The sequence below is a fragment of the Streptomyces sp. R-07 genome (genome assembly GCF_049913175.1).
Classification (GTDB): domain Bacteria; phylum Actinomycetota; class Actinomycetes; order Streptomycetales; family Streptomycetaceae; genus Streptomyces.
Window position 1 is genome coordinate 2,629,283 of the sequence record NZ_CP183978.1, and the last position, 15,202, is coordinate 2,644,484.

The window sequence follows — 15,202 nt, forward strand, 5'->3', positions numbered from 1 at the left end:
CCTCTGAGCGGTGCCCCCACCCAGACTGTGGGCTTCCTCCCCGTCTCAGCTAGTGAACAGGGCTCGCCCATGTCTCGGACAACCGCGCCCGCGTCGGCCGACCGCAAGGACGACGCGACCGCACCTGCCGAGGGCCTCACGCACGGCCTCAAGCAGCGCCATCTGTCGATGATCGCCCTCGGCGGTGTCATCGGCGCCGGGCTCTTCGTCGGCTCCGGCGCGGGCATCGCCGCCGCCGGGCCCTCGATCGTGATCGCCTACGCGATATCCGGCATCCTCGTGATGCTCGTGATGCGGATGCTCGGCGAGATGTCGGCAGCGAACCCGGCCTCCGGCTCCTTCTCCGTCCACGCCGAGCGCGCATTCGGCTCCTGGGCGGGCTTCACCTCGGGCTGGGCCTTCTGGTTCCTGCTCTGTGTCGCCGTCGGCCTGGAGGGCATCGGCGCCGCGAAGATCATGACCGGCTGGTTCCCCGGCAGCCCCGAGTGGGCCTGGGTGGCGCTCTTCATGGTGGTCTTCTGCGTCACCAACCTGGCGGCGGTGAAGAACTTCGGCGAGTTCGAGTTCTGGTTCGCGGCGCTCAAGGTCGGCGCGATCGTCCTCTTCCTCGGCATCGGCGTCCTCGCGATCGTCGGCGTCCTGCCGGGCACGGACTCCCCCGGCACCACGAACCTGAGCGGCGACGGGGGCTTCTTCCCGCACGGCTCCGAGGGCCTCATCGTGGGCCTGCTCGCCTCCGTCTTCGCGTACGGCGGTCTGGAGACGGTCACCATCGCGGCGGCCGAGTCGGAGCACCCGGTGCAGGGCGTCGCCAAGGCCGTGCGTACGGCGATGTGGCGGATCGCGCTCTTCTACATCGGCTCCATGGCGGTCATCGTCACCCTCGTCCCGTGGGGCGACAAGGCGGTCGTCGAGAAGGGTCCGTACGTCGCCACCCTCGACCACCTGGGCATCCCGGGGGCCGGCCAGATCATGAACGTGGTCGTGCTCGTCGCCCTGCTCTCGGCGATGAACGCCAACATCTACGGCGCCTCCCGGATGGCCGGCTCGCTGGTCGCGCGCGGCCAGGGCCCGAAGGCGCTCGGCCGTCTCTTCGGCGGCGTGCCGCGCCCGGCCGTGCTGGTCTCCTCCGTCTTCGGCTTCGGCTGCGTGCTGCTGAGCTACTGGCGGCCGGACGACATCTTCATCTGGCTGCTCAACACCATCGGCGCGATCATCCTGGTCGTCTGGTTCTTCATCGCCGCCTCCCAGCTGGTGCTGCGCCGCCGCACGGAGCGCGAGGCGCCCGAGAAGCTCGTCGTGCGGATGTGGGCCTTCCCGGTGCTGACCTGGGTGGCGCTGGCAGGGATGGCGGCGATCTTCTTCCTGATGGCCCGTGAGGAGGGCACCCGCGTGCAGCTGTACTGGACGGGCGGGCTGACCCTGCTGCTCGCCGTCGTCGGCTTCGTACGCCAGAAGGCGGCGGCCGGCCGGGCTTCCTGAGCCCTCCGCCGGGCCGGGCCTCCCGGGCCCTCCCCGTACGACAGCCCCCGGACCACCGCTCGGTCCGGGGGCTTCGTCGTGCCCGGGGGCGGGCGCGGGGCGCGGGACCTAGGACGAAGGGCTGATCAACTTCTCCCGCATCTGCTGTTAGCCTGCACTTGCATAGAGGTTGCAATAAGCCGTCGAAGGGCTCGGGCACATGGCGATCTACACACTTCCGGAGCTGCCGTACGACTACGCGGCGCTGGAGCCGGTGATCAATCCGCAGATCATCGAGCTGCACCACGACAAGCACCACGCCGCGTACGTCAAGGGTGCGAACGACACCCTGGAGCAGCTGGAGGAGGCACGCGACAAGGACCAGTGGGGCGCGGTCAACGGCCTGGAGAAGAACCTCGCGTTCCACCTCTCCGGCCACATCCTCCACTCCATCTACTGGAACAACATGAACAGCCCGAAGGACGGGGGCGGCGGCGAGCCGCTGGCCGCCGACGGCGTCGGTGAGCTCGCGGACGCGATCACCGAGTCCTTCGGCTCCTTCGCCAAGTTCAGGGCCCAGCTGACCAAGGCCTCCGCGACCACCCAGGGTTCCGGCTGGGGCGTCCTCGCGTACGAGCCGGTCAGCGGCCGGCTCATCGTCGAGCAGGTCTACGACCACCAGGGCAACGTCGGCCAGGGCTCGGTCCCGATCCTGGTCTTCGACGCCTGGGAGCACGCCTTCTACCTGCAGTACAAGAACCAGAAGGTCGACTTCATCGAGGCCATGTGGCAGGTCGTCAACTGGCAGGACGTGCAGAAGCGCTACCGGTCGGCCAAGGCCTCCGTACCGCTGATCTCCTTCTGACCCCCGGCTCCTGCTCGTGATCGTCTTCTCAACCTTCACCGGGCAGGCGGAAAAGAGGACGGCCCCCGCGATGACATGGATCGCGGGGGCCGTCTGCCGTGATGTCTACTCGAAGCTGGGCGCCGCCGTCCGGGTGCGCTTGATCTCGTAGAAGCCCGGCGTCGACGCCACGAGCAGCGTGCCGTCCCACAGCCGGGCCGCGTCGTCACCGCGCGGGGTCGGCGTGACGACCGGGCCGAAGAAGGCGACCTCATCGCCCGTCGGGCCCGGCACCGCGATGACCGGGGTGCCGACGTCCTGGCCGACCTTCCCGATGCCCTCCGTGTGGGAGGCGCGCAGCTCGGTGTCGTACGTGTCCTTGTCGGCGTACTCCACGAGGTCCTCGGGAAGACCGACCTCCTTCAGGGCGGCGGCGATCGCCTCCTTCGTCGGGGCCTCGCCGTTGTTGTGGAAGCGGGTGCCGAGCGCCGTGTAGAGCTTGCCGACGTACGCGTCGCCGTGCAGCTCCTTCGCGGCGGTCACCACGCGCACCGGGCCCCACGCCGTGGTCCGCAGCATCTCCCGGTACTCCTCCGGGACCTCGTCGATCTTGTCCTCGTTGAGGACGGCCAGGCTCATGACCTTCCAGCGCACGTCGACCGGGCGCACCTGCTCCACCTCCAGCATCCAGCGGGAGGTCATCCAGGCCCACGGGCACAGCGGGTCGAAGTAGAAGTCGGCGGTGGTCCTGGTCTCGGACATGTCACTCCTCGGTAAGGCCGCGATGTAGGTGGTGCGCCGAAAGGAGGGAACACCACGGGCGCCCTGCCGCATTCCCGCGCGTCGGCATTCCCGTGTGCCGCATGACAGCAGTGCGTGGGAGGATCGGTGCTGTTTCGAACGCGCCACGAAGGAGTGACCGTGCCCGGTGAGAATCTGTCCCGCGACGAGGCCCATGAGCGGGCCGCGCTGCTGTCCGTCGACGGGTACGAGGTCGTCCTCGACCTGCGGTCGGCGGTCGGCGAGTCCGCCGAGGCGGTGCGCACCTTCCGCTCGGAGACGACGATCCGGTTCCGTCGCACCGGCGAGGGCACGAGCACGTTCGTCGACCTGATCGCCCCCTCGGTGAACGCGGTCACGCTCAACGGCCGCTCCCTCGACCCGGCGGTGGTCTTCGACGGCGCGCGGATCGCGCTCGACGGCCTCGCCGACGAGAACACGCTCGTGGTGGACGCGCAGTGCGCCTACAGCCGGACCGGCGAGGGCATGCACCGCTTCGTCGACCCGGAGGACGGCGAGGTCTACCTCTACACGCAGTACGAGCCGGCCGACGCCCGCCGGGTCTACGCCAACTTCGAGCAGCCCGACCTCAAGGCCCCGTACCGCTTCGCGGTGACCGCGCCGGAGGGCTGGACGGTCTGGTCGAACGGCGCCGGGGAGCAGGACGCCGAGGGCGTGTGGCGGTTCGCCGAGACGGCGCCGATCTCCACGTACATCACGTGCGTCGTGGCGGGCCCCTACCACTACGTGACCGACAGCTACGCGCGTGGCGACCTGGAGATCCCGCTCGGCGCGATGTGCCGCAAGTCGCTCGCGAAGCACTTCGACGCGGACGACGTCTTCCTGATCACCAAGCAGGGCTTCGACTTCTTCCACGACAACTTCGACTACCCGTACCCCTTCGGGAAGTACGACCAGGCCTTCGTCCCCGAGTACAACCTCGGCGCGATGGAGAACCCGGGCATGGTGACCTTCCGCGAGGAGTACATCTACCGGGGCAAGGTCACCCAGGCCGCGTACGAGAGCCGCGCCAACGTCATCCTGCACGAGATGGCGCACATGTGGTTCGGCGACCTGGTCACCATGGTGTGGTGGGACGACCTGTGGCTGAAGGAGTCCTTCGCGGACTTCATGGGCTCCTTCGTGAACGCCGAGGCCACCCGCTTCACCAACAGCTGGGTGACCTTCGCCAACAACCGCAAGTCCTGGGCCTACCGCGCCGACCAGCTGCCGTCCACGCACCCGATCACGGCCGACATCCGTGACCTGGAGGACGCCAAGCTCAACTTCGACGGCATCACGTACGCCAAGGGCGCGTCGGTGCTGAAGCAGCTCGTCGCGTACGCCGGCCGGGACGCGTTCCTGGAGGGCGCGCGCCGCTACTTCAAGCGCCACGCCTACGGGAACACGCGCCTGGCCGACCTCCTCGCGATCCTGGAGGAGACCTCCGGGCGTGACATGAAGACCTGGGCGAAGTCCTGGCTGCAGACCTCCGGCGTGAACAGCCTGACCCCGGCCGTCACCTACGACGCCGAGGGCCGGATCACCGAACTCGCCGTCCTCCAGGAGGGCGACGAGCTCCGTCCGCACCGGGCGGCCGTCGGCCTCTACCGGATCTCCGGCGGGGACCTCGTGCGGTACGCGCGGGCCGAGGCCGACATCACCGGCGCCCGGACCGTCGTCACCGAGCTGACGGGCGAGGAGAAGCCCGACCTCGTGCTCGTCAACGACGACGACCTGACCTACTGCAAGATCCGCTTCGACGAGGGCTCGCTCGCGACCCTGCGGGCGCACCTCGGCGACATCACCGACCCGCTCGCCCGCGCCCTGTGCTGGTCGGCGCTGTGGAACCTGACCCGCGACGGGCTCATGCCCGCCCGGGACTTCGTCGCCGTCGCGCTCGCCTTCGCGGGCCGCGAGACCGACATCGGCGTCCTCCAGATGGTGCACGCCTGGACGAAGTCGGCCGTCACCCACTACGCGTCGCCCGCGTGGCGCGAGGAGGGCGGGCGTCTGCTCGCCGAGGGCGGGCTGCGTGAGCTGCGGGTGGCCGAGCCGGGCAGCGAGCACCAGCTGACCTGGGCGCGGTTCTTCGCGGCGACCGCCTCCGCCGACGCCGACTTCCAGCTCCTGGAGGGGCTGCTCGACGGCACGGCGAAGATCGACGGCCTCGACGTCGACCAGGAGCTCCGCTGGGCGCTGCTCTCCCCGCTGGCCGTGCACGGCCGCGCGGACGAGGCCCGGATCGACGAGGAGCTCGCCCGGGACGACACGGCGACGGGCAAGCGCCACCAGACCCGCCTGCTTGCCTCGCGGCCCTCGGCGGCGGTCAAGGCGCAGGCCTGGGCGCAGGTCGTCGAGTCGGACACCCTGTCGAACGCGCTCGTCGAGGCGACCATCGCGGGCTTCGTGCAGCCCTCGCAGCGCGAGCTGATCGCGCCGTACGCGGAGAAGTACTTCGCGGCGATCGAGCGGCTGTGGGGCGAGCGGTCGATCCAGATCGGCATCGACGTGGTCCGGGGCCTGTTCCCGGGGCTCCAGGACGACGAGGCGACGCTGACCTCGACGGACGCCTGGCTGTCGGAGCACGCGTCGGCCGCGCCGGCGCTGCGGCGCCTCGTCCTGGAGGCGCGGGACGACCTGGCGCGGGCACTGCGCGCGCAGGCGTGCGACGCGCGCGTGGCGCAGTAGGCGGTAGGTCCTGGGGGCGGTGCTCTTCACGGGGCGCCGCTCCCCGAGGGCCTCTGGGTGACGGGGCGCAGGAAGCGGCAGTCGCCGTCGTGGTGTGGCCCACCCTCCCCCAGACTCCGTCCGGGGGGAACCCCACGCCCTTGTGGAACGTATGCCCACCACGGGTCCGCCCTCATCGGCACTCGAACGTGCGTACTTTAGGGCGAGCTTGTCCCCAATTGTCGACGAGCGTGTAACAGAGGTTAGGGCAGCCTTCGGGAGCGGAAGACCCCCGACATGAACCACAACACCCCCATCACCCCCCGCCCCCTCCCCCTCTCCCCCCGCACCGGTCGTGCGCAACGCCTCGCGTCCGCCGACCAGTTGAGGGCCCAGGGGATCCCGGCCGCCGAGGTCGCCGCGCACTGCCGGCCCGGCGGCTGGCAGCAGCTGCTGCCCGGCGTCTTCCTGCTCCAGCCCGGGCCGCCCACCAGCGAGGACCGGCTGCACGCCGCGCTGCTCTACGCCCGCAGGACCGGGGCCGTGCCCCCGCAGGGGCCCGAGGCGATGATCACCGGCCTCGCCGCTCTGACCCTGCACCGCTTCTCCTCCGCTCCCCCGCTCACCGCCCTGGACCGGATCGACCTGCTGGTGCCGCGCACGCGGCGGCTGCGCTCGACCGGCTGGGTGCGGGTGGTGCGCGCCGTCGAGTCGCCGGAGCCGCTGGAGCTCACGGGCGTCCCCGTCGCCCCGGTCGCCCGCGCCGTCGCCGACGCGGTGTCGGGCCTCTCGGACGCGGAGACGGTACGCCGGCTGCTCACCGAGGCCGTGCGCGGCGGCCACTGCGAACCGGGCGCGGTGGTACGGGAGTTGAGCCGGGCCCGGCTGCTGTCCCGGCCGCACGTGGTGGACGCGGTGGACTCGCTGCTCGCCGAGGGACGCTCGCTCTCCGAGCAGCGGCTCTACGAGATGGTGCGGGAGTTCGCGCTGCCGGACCCGCTGTGGAACGTGGACCTGCGGCTGCCGGGCGGCCCGCACCTGGGCGGGGTGGACGCCTACTGGCCGGACCAGGCGGTCGCCGTGGAGCTGGACACCCGGGCGCCCCGGCAGGACGACGACGAGCTGTGGACCGAGTACACCCGCAAGCGGGAGCACCTGGAGCGGCTCGGCATCACGGTCGTCCACCTCACCCCGCGCAAGCTGCGCGAGGCGATGGACCAGCAGGCCACCGTGGTCCGTACGGCCCTGATGGCCGCCCCGGACCGGCAGCCCGCCGCGTACGTCGTCGTCCTGCCGAGGTGAGGAGCTACTTCTTCGGGACGGTGCCGCAGAACTCGGCCTCGATGACCTTCTGGCTGTCGCCCGTCCAGTCGGCGTTGAAGTTGCCGGCGAGGGAGTGCTCGCCGTCGCGGGTCACCTGGGCCAGGGAGGAGGAGCCGTGGATGCCGCCTCCGTGGCCCCAGATCTCCTCGCCACAGCTCAGCTTCTGCTTCATGAGCCCGAGGCCATAGCCCACGCTCGGGTACTCGGGGGAGATCTGGACCGTGGTCGTCATCTCCTTCAGACCGTCCTTCGTGAGGAGCCGGCCCTTGAGCAGGGCCGAGTAGAAGGTCTGCAGGTCGCGGGAGTCGGAGATGATCTCGCCCGCCGCGCCCGCGATGCTCGGGTTGAGGTCGGAGACCTCGTGGACGGGGGCGTTCTCGTCCCGGGAGAGCTTGGAGTACGCCGGGCTGCTGGGCTCCGGCATGGCCGAGCGGGTCCCGGGGACGGTGGTGGCGCGGAGCTTGAGCGGCTTGATGATCCGGTTCTCGACGGCCTTGCCGTACGGACGCCCCGTGACCTTCTCTATCACCATGCCGGCGAGGACGAAGTTGGTGTTGGAGTAGTTCCAGGAGGTGCCGGGCGCGAAGTCGGGCTCGTGGGCCATGGCGACGTCGACGAGCTGCTGAGGGGTCCAGGTGTCGTAGCGGTGCTCCAGGAAGCCGGGGCCGAAGACCTTGGCCTGGAAGGCGGGGTCCTCGGTGTAGCTGTAGATGCCGCTGGTGTGGTTGAGCAGCTGACGGACGGTGATCCCGCTGCCGTCGTGGCCGTTGCCCCGGACGACGCCGGGGAGCCACTTCTCGACCGGGTCGTCGAGGTCGATGCGGCCCTCCGACTGGAGCTGGAGGAGGACGGTGGCGGTGAAGGTCTTGGTGATGGAGCCGACGCGGAAGCGGTCGTTGCCCTTGCGCTCGCCCGCGGTGCCGGTCCAGCGGTCGTGCCCGTCGCGGGCCTGGGCGACGGCGCCGGGGACCCCGCCGTCGACGGCGGCCTGGAGCGCCTGCCGGGTGGCCGCGTGGTCCGCCTTCACGGGCGCCGCGGGCCCGGCGGAGGCCGCGAGGGCGGGGGTGGCGAGGGCGGTGGCGGCGAGGCCCGCGACGAGGGTGGCGGCGAGGACGGTACGGGCGGTGCGTGTGGCTGACATGCGGGGCTCCCCTGACGTACGGACGTGATCGGTCACGGGAGGGGACCGCGGGATCCGGGGAGCGGGTTGAGAGCGATCTTGGTGGTTGGGCGATTTTCGGCCGCTTCTAGCCGTTCGCCGGGTCGGTGAGGCGGGAGCGGCCGACCGGGGGGCGTTCGCGCCACAGGTCGAGGCCGACATCGACGAGTTCGACGCGGGGCAGGCCGGGGACGGCGTCGAGGGGGTGCCAGGCGGCGAGGTCCGTGGAGCCGCCGGTCTCGTTGCGCAGGGCACCGCCGGTGACCTGGGCCTCGTAGATGATCCGCAGGCCCTGGAAGTCGCCGGGGCCGGCGAACCGGCGGAGCCAGGAACGCCGGATGGAGTCGATGCCGAGGAGGGCGGTGGGCGCGGTCAGATAGCCGGTCTCCTCCTCGACCTCGCGGACGACGGTCCGTACGGGATCCTCGCCGTGGTCCATGCCGCCGCCCGGCAGGGTCCACCGCTTGGTGCCGTCCTTGGCGACCCAGCGGGCGAGGAGGATCTCGTCATCCCGGACGCACACGGCGTAGGCCGCCACCCTCAACTCCTGCTGCATGGATAGAGGTTAGAACCAGGACGCGGGATACGTCCGCCCCGGGACGGGTGCGGTCGCGGGGCGGACGGCGGCGAGGCGGGGGCGGGAAGGCCGAGAAACGACCTTGGGGGGCGGGGGAGACCGGGGGGTGCGGTCACGGGTTGGACGGGGAGTATTCCGGGGGTGACCAGCGGAGGGGGCTGGCGTACGGGGTCTCCACCGTGCGCTCGACATGGAAGCGGGTGACGCGGCCCTCGGGGGCGTACTCGGTGTGCGCGAGGCCGCTGAGCCGGAGGGTCAGCCCGGTCTCCCAGTCGAGGAAGAGCAGTCCCGCGCGGCCGTCGGACTCCAGGTTGCCCAGGGTCAGGAACATCGCGTTGCCCGGGTAGTCGCGCCAGCTCAGCTCCCGGGGCGAGTCGACCCGGACGAAGCCCGGGTTGCCGCCGCGGTGGCTGGTGTCGACGCCGTCGGGGGCGGAGGTGGCGATGAAGAAGGTGTCGGCGGCCCGGATCCGGCGCACCTGGTCGGGGGTGAGCGCCTCGCCGTGCCGCGCGGCGCCGGCCCCGGGGCGGGCGGGCTCGGAGCCGTACCAGTCCCGCCTCTGGAGGTACTTCGGGCAGTTGGAGAAGACCTGTTCGGCCTCGATCGTGAAGCCGCGTCGGCTGGTCCGGGCGGTGCCGTTGAGGCGCATGCGGCGGCGGGTGCGGGGGTCGAGGGCGAGGGTGCCGACGGGGGCGCCGTCGGGCGTGCCCTCGGGGAGGGCGGCGGCCACGGAGATCGTGTGCGGGCCGGTGGCCCGGACGAAACCGGGCGCGCCGGTGAGCAGCTCGGCCCAGACGCGGCCCCCGGTATCCGCCGCGCCGATCATCAGCATGGGCTGGGCCTCCAGGAAGGCGGCGGCGACGGGGCGGATGCCGTCGGTGATGGAGCGGCCGACGTGTTCGGCGAGCTGCCGGACGCCCTCGCGCTCCTGCACGGCGAGGGAGCCGGGGTGATACGCGGTGTTCACGGGGGCCTCCGTGCGTGCGGGGTCGGCGGGTGCGGACACCCCTCCCTGACTAACCTTCTAATACGACTTTAAGGGTTAGCTCGGCGCGAGTCAACCACTCACGTACTCTTGAGGGGTTAGTTCATCGAGAAGGGCGCCCGCATGACCGTCATCGACCCCCGGCCGCTCACCGGCGAGCCCGTCTCCCTGGACCTGCTCAACACCCGCTGGAACGACGAGGGCGGCCGCCGGGACCTGCTGACGGACGTCGACGGTCTCGCCGTCTGGCTCGCCGCCAACGGTCTGGAGCAGCGGTTCGCCGCCGACGCGACCACCCTGCGGCACACCCTCGCCGCCCGGGACGCGCTCGGCGCGCTCGTCGACCGGCCCGGTGATCCCGCCGCCACCGCGCGCGTCGACGCCGTCCTCGGCCACGGCCGCATCCGGGCCAGGCTCACCGCCGAAGGCCCCGGCGAGGAGGCCGAGTTCACGGATCCCGCCCAGGGCCCCGGCTGGACGGCCGCCCGCGACTACCTCGACCTGCTGCGCACGGCACCCGACCGGATCCGGGCCTGCGCCCACGAGGCCTGCACCCTGCACTTCTTCGACACCTCACGGAACGGCACCCGCCGCTGGTGCTCGATGGCCGTCTGCGGCAACCGGGCCAAGGCCTCCCGCCACTACGCCCGCACGAAGGAGAGTTGAGCCGTAGACCACGGCAACTCGTCCTTGTTCGGTCGGGTTCGTCCCGCGTGGCGCATCCATCGCGCTGGCGGGTTTATGCCGCGGCGGCAATCCGGCCCCTGACAACTCTCCCCAAACCCCTGTCACTTGCGAAAGGCTGAGCGGTCATCCGGCATCAGATTCCGGACACCGTCCTTTCACAAACAGGGATGTAAATGACCACCCCCGACACTCTGAGCTCCATACCCGGAAGCTCGACGCACGGGCACAGACGCGCGGCCCGCATCGCGGCCGCCGCCGGACTCGTCGCCGCGCTCGTCGCGACCGGTGCCGCGCCCGTGCTCGCCACCGAAGCCCCGGCGACCACGCCCCCGGTCAAGTCCTCGAACCCCGCCGACAAGCTCGGCGCCATCGACGCCCAGCGGCTCACCGAGGCCCAGGCGAGCGGCGAGAAGAACGTCACCGTCCTCGTCGCCACCGCCCCCGGCGCCACCGAGCAGGTCGCGGACCAGCTCGACGCCGTCGCCGGCGCCTCCGTCGGCAAGCAGCAGGACGCGCTCGGCTACGTCCGCGCGACCCTGCCGACCGCCAAGGCCGCGGCCGCCATCAAGGCCGCCACCCAGCTCTCCTCCGTCCAGTCCGTCGACCTCCAGGCGGAGATCGCGCTGGACGACCCGACGCCGGACGCGGGCGCCGCGACGGGTGCCGTCTCCGGCACCACCGTCACGACGACGTACCCGGCCCCGGGCAAGGACACCCCGGCGAAGAACCCGTACAACCCCTCGTACGAGACGGGCGCGGTCGACTTCGTCAAGGAGCACCCGAAGGCCGACGGCCGCGGCGTGACCATCGGCATCCTGGACTCGGGTGTCGACCTCGGCCACCCGGCCCTGCAGAAGACCACCACCGGCGAGCGCAAGATCGTCGACTGGGTCACCGCCACCGACCCGATCACCGAGGGCGACAACACCTGGCGCGCCCAGATCACCCCGGTCGCCGGCCCGGTCTTCACCGCCTCCGCGCAGAGCTGGAAGGCCCCGGAGGGCTCGTACCAGTTCAGCCGCTTCCAGGAGCGCTTCACCGCCGGCGGCGACCCGAAGGGCGACATCAACCGGGACGGTGACACCACCGACATCTTCGGCATGCTGTACGACCCGGCCGCCGGAACCGTCCGCGTGGACACCGACCAGAACAACGACTTCACGGACAACGCGCCGATGAAGCCGTACAAGGACGGCAACCAGGTCGGCTACTTCGGTACCGACAACCCGGCCACCGACGTCGCCGAGCGCACCCCGTTCGTCGTCGAGATCCGCAAGGACGTCGCGCTCGACGCCTGGGGCGACGACTACGTCGGCAAGAAGGCCGACTTCGTCAACATCGGTCTCGTCGAGTCCGCGCACGGCACCCACGTCGCCGGCATCACCGCCGCCAACGGCCTCTTCGGCGGGAAGATGAGCGGCGCCGCCCCCGGCGCGAAGATCGTCTCCGCGCGCGCGTGCACCTGGTCCGGCGGCTGCACCAACACCGCCCTCACCGAGGGCATGACGGACCTCGTCGTCAACCGCGGCGTCGACATCGTCAACATGTCGATCGGCGGCCTGCCGCAGCAGAACGACGGCGACAACGTCCGCTCGCGCCTCTACACCCGCCTGATCGACCAGTACGGCGTCCAGCTGGTCATCTCGGCCGGCAACGAGGGCCCCGGCATCAACACGATCGGCGACCCCGGCCTGGCCGACAAGGTCATCTCGGTCGGCGCGGCCGTCTCCCAGACGACCTGGGCCGCCAACTACGGCTCGGCCGTCGAGAAGAAGTACGCCATGTTCCCCTTCTCCTCGCGCGGCCCGCGTGAGGACGGCGGCTTCACCCCGACCATCACCGCCCCCGGCTCGGCCGTGAACTCCATCCCGACCTGGCTGCCGGGCGCCGGCGTCGCCGAGTCGGGCTACACCCTGCCCGCCGGCTACGGCATGCTCAACGGCACCTCGATGTCCTCGCCGCAGGCGACGGGCGCGAGCGCGCTGCTGATCTCGGCCGCGAAGCAGAAGGGCATCGCGCTCTCCCCGCTCACCCTGCGGACCGCGCTGACCTCGACCGCGAAGCGCATCCCCGGTGTCGCCGCGCACGAGCAGGGCTCTGGCCTCATGGACATCGAGGAGGCCTGGGAGTCGATCAAGGACGGTGCCACCGCCCACGACTACAAGGTCGAGGCCCCGGTCGACACCGTGATCTTCCCGGCCCCGCACACCGGCACCGGTGTGTACGACCGCGAGGGCGGCCTCAAGGTCGGCCAGAAGAAGGTCTACGACGTCACCATCACGCGCACGAGCGGCCCGAACCGGCCGGTCTGGCACGAGCTGAGCCTGAAGTACAACGACGGCACCTTCCGCATCCTCGGCGAGGACTTCGTCGCGCTGCCGCTCAACAAGCCGGTCACCGTCAAGCTCCAGGCCCGCGCCGCCACCGCCGGTGCGCACAGCGTCATCCTGGAGGCCGACGACCTGTTCACCGAGGGCGTCGACAAGCAGATCCTCGCCACCTCGATCGTCGCGAACGACCTGGTCGCCCCGGGCTACGGCTTCTCCGCCACCGGCTCGGTGCAGCGCAACAGCAGCAAGTCCTACTTCGTCACCGTGCCCGAGGGCGCCAAGACGCTGGAGGTCGCGCTCGGTGGTCTGAAGGAGAACAGCCAGACCCGCTTCATCTCGATCCACCCGTACGGCGTGGGCATCGAGGACAGCGCCACCACGCAGTGCTACCCGCACTACAACCCGGCCAACACCTGCCGCCCGGACCTGCGGTCCTACGCGAACCCGACGCCCGGCGTCTGGGAGATCGAGGTCGAGTCCCGCCGCACGTCGCCGGACCTGGACAACCCGTACACCCTGAACGTCACCGCCCTCGGCGCCGACTTCGACCCGGCCGTCCAGACGGTCGCCGAGGCGAAGGTCGGCACCCCGGCCGCCGTCCAGTGGCAGGTCACCAACCGCTTCGCGGGCATCGCGGGCACCCTCAAGGGCGGCTCGCTCGGCTCGCAGAAGAGCGAGACGCCGACCATCCAGCACCACGAGCAGCAGACGAAGACCGTCACCATCGGTGAGGGCGTGGAGCGGCTCGACATCGCCATCGGCAACACCTCCGACAAGGCCGCCGACCTCGACCTCACGGTCACGCTGAACGGCGCGACCGTCGGCCAGTCGGCGGACGGCGACTCGGACGAGTCCGTCTCGCTCCTGAAGCCGGCCGCGGGCACGTACACCGTCGTCATCGACGGCTACTCGGTCCAGGCCGCGGGCGGCACCACGTACGACTACAAGGACGTGTACTACTCGTCCACGCTCGGCACCGTGAAGGTCGACGAGTCGAAGCCGGTCACGCTGGCCAACGGCGCCACCGCCCCGGTGGCGGCCGAGGTCGTCGTCGCGGGCGCGGCTCCCGAGGGACGTCAGTTCTTCGGCGAGGTCCAGCTGCTCAACGCGCGCGGCACCGTCGCGGGCACCGGCAGCGTCCTGATCGGCGCGGTCACCCCGTAGCACCACGTGCGTGAAGGGGCGGGTGCCGGAACCGGCGCCCGCCCCTTTCGCGTCCCGACACTCGTCCCGACCTGTGGACAATGGATTGGACAAGGCGACCCGGGACATACGCATCATGGACCGGCAACACCCTGCACATACGTACGGAGGAGTCCCCGTGAAGGTCGGAATCGTCGGAGCCACCGGTCAGGTCGGCACGGTCATGCGCAAGATCCTCGCGGAGCGCGACTTCCCGGTCGACGAGCTGCGGCTCTTCGCCTCCGCCCGTTCCGCCGGCACCGTCGTCGACGGCGTCACGGTCGAGGACGCCTCCACCGCCGACTACACCGGCCTGGACATCGTGCTCTTCTCCGCCGGCGGCGCCACCTCCAAGGCCCTCGCCGAGAAGGTCGCCTCCCAGGGTGCCGTCGTGATCGACAACTCCTCCGCCTGGCGCCGCGACCCCGAGGTCCCGCTGGTGGTCTCCGAGGTCAACCCGCACGCGATCAAGGACCGCCCCAAGGGCATCATCGCCAACCCGAACTGCACCACGATGGCCGCCATGCCGGTCCTCAAGCCGCTCCACCAGGAGGCCGGACTCACCGCGCTGATCGCCACCACCTACCAGGCCGTCTCCGGCTCGGGCGTGGCCGGTGTCGCGGAGCTGCGCACGCAGGCGTGTGCCGTGGCCGAGACCGCCGACCAGCTGGCCTTCGACGGCGAAGCCGTCGAGTTCCCCGAGCCCGCCGTCTACAAGCGCCCGATCGCCTTCAACGTGGTCCCGCTGGCCGGTTCGATCGTCGACGACGGCTCCTTCGAGACCGACGAGGAGCAGAAGCTCCGCAACGAGTCCCGCAAGATCCTGGAGATCCCGGAGCTCAAGGTCTCCGGCACCTGCGTGCGCGTCCCGGTCTTCTCCGGCCACTCGCTCCAGGTCAACGTCCGCTTCGAGCGTCCGATCAGCGTCGAGCGCGCCTACGAGCTCCTCAAGGACGCCGAGGGCGTCGAGCTCTCCGAGATCCCGACCCCGCTCCAGGCGGCCGGCAAGGACGCCTCGTACGTGGGCCGCATCCGCGTGGACGAGACCGTCGAGAACGGCCTCGCGCTGTTCCTCTCCAACGACAACCTGCGCAAGGGCGCGGCGCTGAACGCCGTCCAGATCGCGGAGCTCGTCGCGGCCGAGCTCAAGGGCTGACGCCGGTCGGGCCCCCGACCGGCGGGGCGGCTTCCCGTTGCGGGGAGC

At 71.1% G+C, this 15,202-nt stretch carries 11 protein-coding genes; 7 read left to right on the forward strand and 4 right to left on the reverse strand.

Going from position 1 to position 15,202, the window contains the following annotated elements; all coding sequences use genetic code 11:
- The first annotated feature begins 69 nt into the window (after positions 1 to 69).
- Both ACN9M0_RS11880 and ACN9M0_RS11885 read left to right on the forward strand, forming a co-directional pair.
- Entirely contained in the window at positions 70 to 1,482 is a 1,413-nt protein-coding gene (locus ACN9M0_RS11880; protein WP_366035756.1) for an amino acid permease, read from the forward strand.
- Between the two features lie 199 nt (positions 1,483 to 1,681).
- Positions 1,682 to 2,326, forward strand: coding sequence for a superoxide dismutase (locus ACN9M0_RS11885; RefSeq protein ID WP_366035755.1), 645 nt, complete (start codon positions 1,682 to 1,684; stop codon positions 2,324 to 2,326).
- Between the two features lie 105 nt (positions 2,327 to 2,431).
- Here the strand turns inward: ACN9M0_RS11885 and ACN9M0_RS11890 are convergent, their stop codons facing one another.
- Positions 2,432 to 3,067 carry a DsbA family protein gene (locus ACN9M0_RS11890; RefSeq protein WP_426403563.1) on the reverse strand — a complete coding sequence of 212 codons (636 nt, stop codon included), beginning with the start codon at positions 3,065 to 3,067 and terminating at the stop codon, positions 2,432 to 2,434.
- A gap of 159 nt (positions 3,068 to 3,226) precedes the next feature.
- On the opposite strand from ACN9M0_RS11890, the gene pepN reads away from it, so the two are divergent.
- On the forward strand, positions 3,227 to 5,776 hold the full coding sequence (gene pepN, locus ACN9M0_RS11895; protein WP_366035753.1) for an aminopeptidase N: 2,550 nt from the start codon (positions 3,227 to 3,229) through the stop codon (positions 5,774 to 5,776).
- A 276-nt stretch (positions 5,777 to 6,052) separates the two neighbouring features.
- The gene (locus ACN9M0_RS11900) at positions 6,053 to 7,057 is read left to right on the forward strand and encodes a hypothetical protein (protein WP_366035752.1); all 1,005 of its coding nucleotides are present in this window, start codon (positions 6,053 to 6,055) and stop codon (positions 7,055 to 7,057) included.
- Positions 7,058 to 7,061: 4 nt separating this feature from the next.
- On the opposite strand, the gene ACN9M0_RS11905 is transcribed toward ACN9M0_RS11900, so the two are convergent.
- The 3 genes from ACN9M0_RS11905 to ACN9M0_RS11915 all read right to left on the reverse strand — a co-directional run bounded on the left by ACN9M0_RS11905 (position 7,062) and on the right by ACN9M0_RS11915 (position 9,781).
- Positions 7,062 to 8,219 carry a serine hydrolase domain-containing protein gene (locus ACN9M0_RS11905; protein ID WP_366035751.1) on the reverse strand — a complete coding sequence of 386 codons (1,158 nt, stop codon included), beginning with the start codon at positions 8,217 to 8,219 and terminating at the stop codon, positions 7,062 to 7,064.
- Positions 8,220 to 8,325: 106 nt separating this feature from the next.
- Complete coding sequence (locus ACN9M0_RS11910) at positions 8,326 to 8,793, reverse strand: NUDIX hydrolase (RefSeq protein ID WP_426403564.1); 468 nt, start codon at positions 8,791 to 8,793, stop codon at positions 8,326 to 8,328.
- 133 nt (positions 8,794 to 8,926) lie between these two features.
- Positions 8,927 to 9,781: a pyridoxamine 5'-phosphate oxidase family protein gene (locus ACN9M0_RS11915; protein WP_426403565.1), complete on the reverse strand. Its 855-nt coding sequence runs from the start codon at positions 9,779 to 9,781 to the stop codon at positions 8,927 to 8,929.
- A 141-nt stretch (positions 9,782 to 9,922) separates the two neighbouring features.
- Between ACN9M0_RS11915 and ACN9M0_RS11920 the strand changes: the two genes are divergently transcribed.
- The 3 genes from ACN9M0_RS11920 (at position 9,923) to ACN9M0_RS11930 (ending at position 15,154) form a co-directional block, all read left to right on the forward strand.
- Positions 9,923 to 10,465, forward strand: a complete 543-nt coding sequence (locus ACN9M0_RS11920) for a CGNR zinc finger domain-containing protein (protein ID WP_366035748.1) — start codon at positions 9,923 to 9,925, stop codon at positions 10,463 to 10,465.
- A 194-nt stretch (positions 10,466 to 10,659) separates the two neighbouring features.
- Entirely contained in the window at positions 10,660 to 13,980 is a 3,321-nt protein-coding gene (locus ACN9M0_RS11925) for a S8 family serine peptidase (RefSeq protein ID WP_426403566.1), read from the forward strand.
- A 157-nt stretch (positions 13,981 to 14,137) separates the two neighbouring features.
- Complete coding sequence (locus ACN9M0_RS11930; RefSeq protein WP_366035746.1) at positions 14,138 to 15,154, forward strand: aspartate-semialdehyde dehydrogenase; 1,017 nt, start codon at positions 14,138 to 14,140, stop codon at positions 15,152 to 15,154.
- Positions 15,155 to 15,202 lie beyond the last annotated feature (48 nt).

Excerpts from the sequence above, each read along its gene's own strand:
- ACN9M0_RS11890 (WP_426403563.1), bottom strand. The coding sequence starts at position 3,067 with ATGTCCGAGACCAGGACCACCGCCGACTTCTACTTCGACCCGCTGTGC.
- ACN9M0_RS11885 (WP_366035755.1), top strand. The coding sequence starts at position 1,682 with ATGGCGATCTACACACTTCCGGAGCTGCCGTACGACTACGCGGCGCTG.
- ACN9M0_RS11905 (WP_366035751.1), bottom strand. The coding sequence starts at position 8,219 with ATGTCAGCCACACGCACCGCCCGTACCGTCCTCGCCGCCACCCTCGTC.
- ACN9M0_RS11880 (WP_366035756.1), top strand. The coding sequence starts at position 70 with ATGTCTCGGACAACCGCGCCCGCGTCGGCCGACCGCAAGGACGACGCG.
- ACN9M0_RS11900 (WP_366035752.1), top strand. The coding sequence starts at position 6,053 with ATGAACCACAACACCCCCATCACCCCCCGCCCCCTCCCCCTCTCCCCC.
- ACN9M0_RS11920 (WP_366035748.1), top strand. The coding sequence starts at position 9,923 with ATGACCGTCATCGACCCCCGGCCGCTCACCGGCGAGCCCGTCTCCCTG.
- ACN9M0_RS11925 (WP_426403566.1), top strand. The coding sequence starts at position 10,660 with ATGACCACCCCCGACACTCTGAGCTCCATACCCGGAAGCTCGACGCAC.
- ACN9M0_RS11910 (WP_426403564.1), bottom strand. The coding sequence starts at position 8,793 with ATGCAGCAGGAGTTGAGGGTGGCGGCCTACGCCGTGTGCGTCCGGGAT.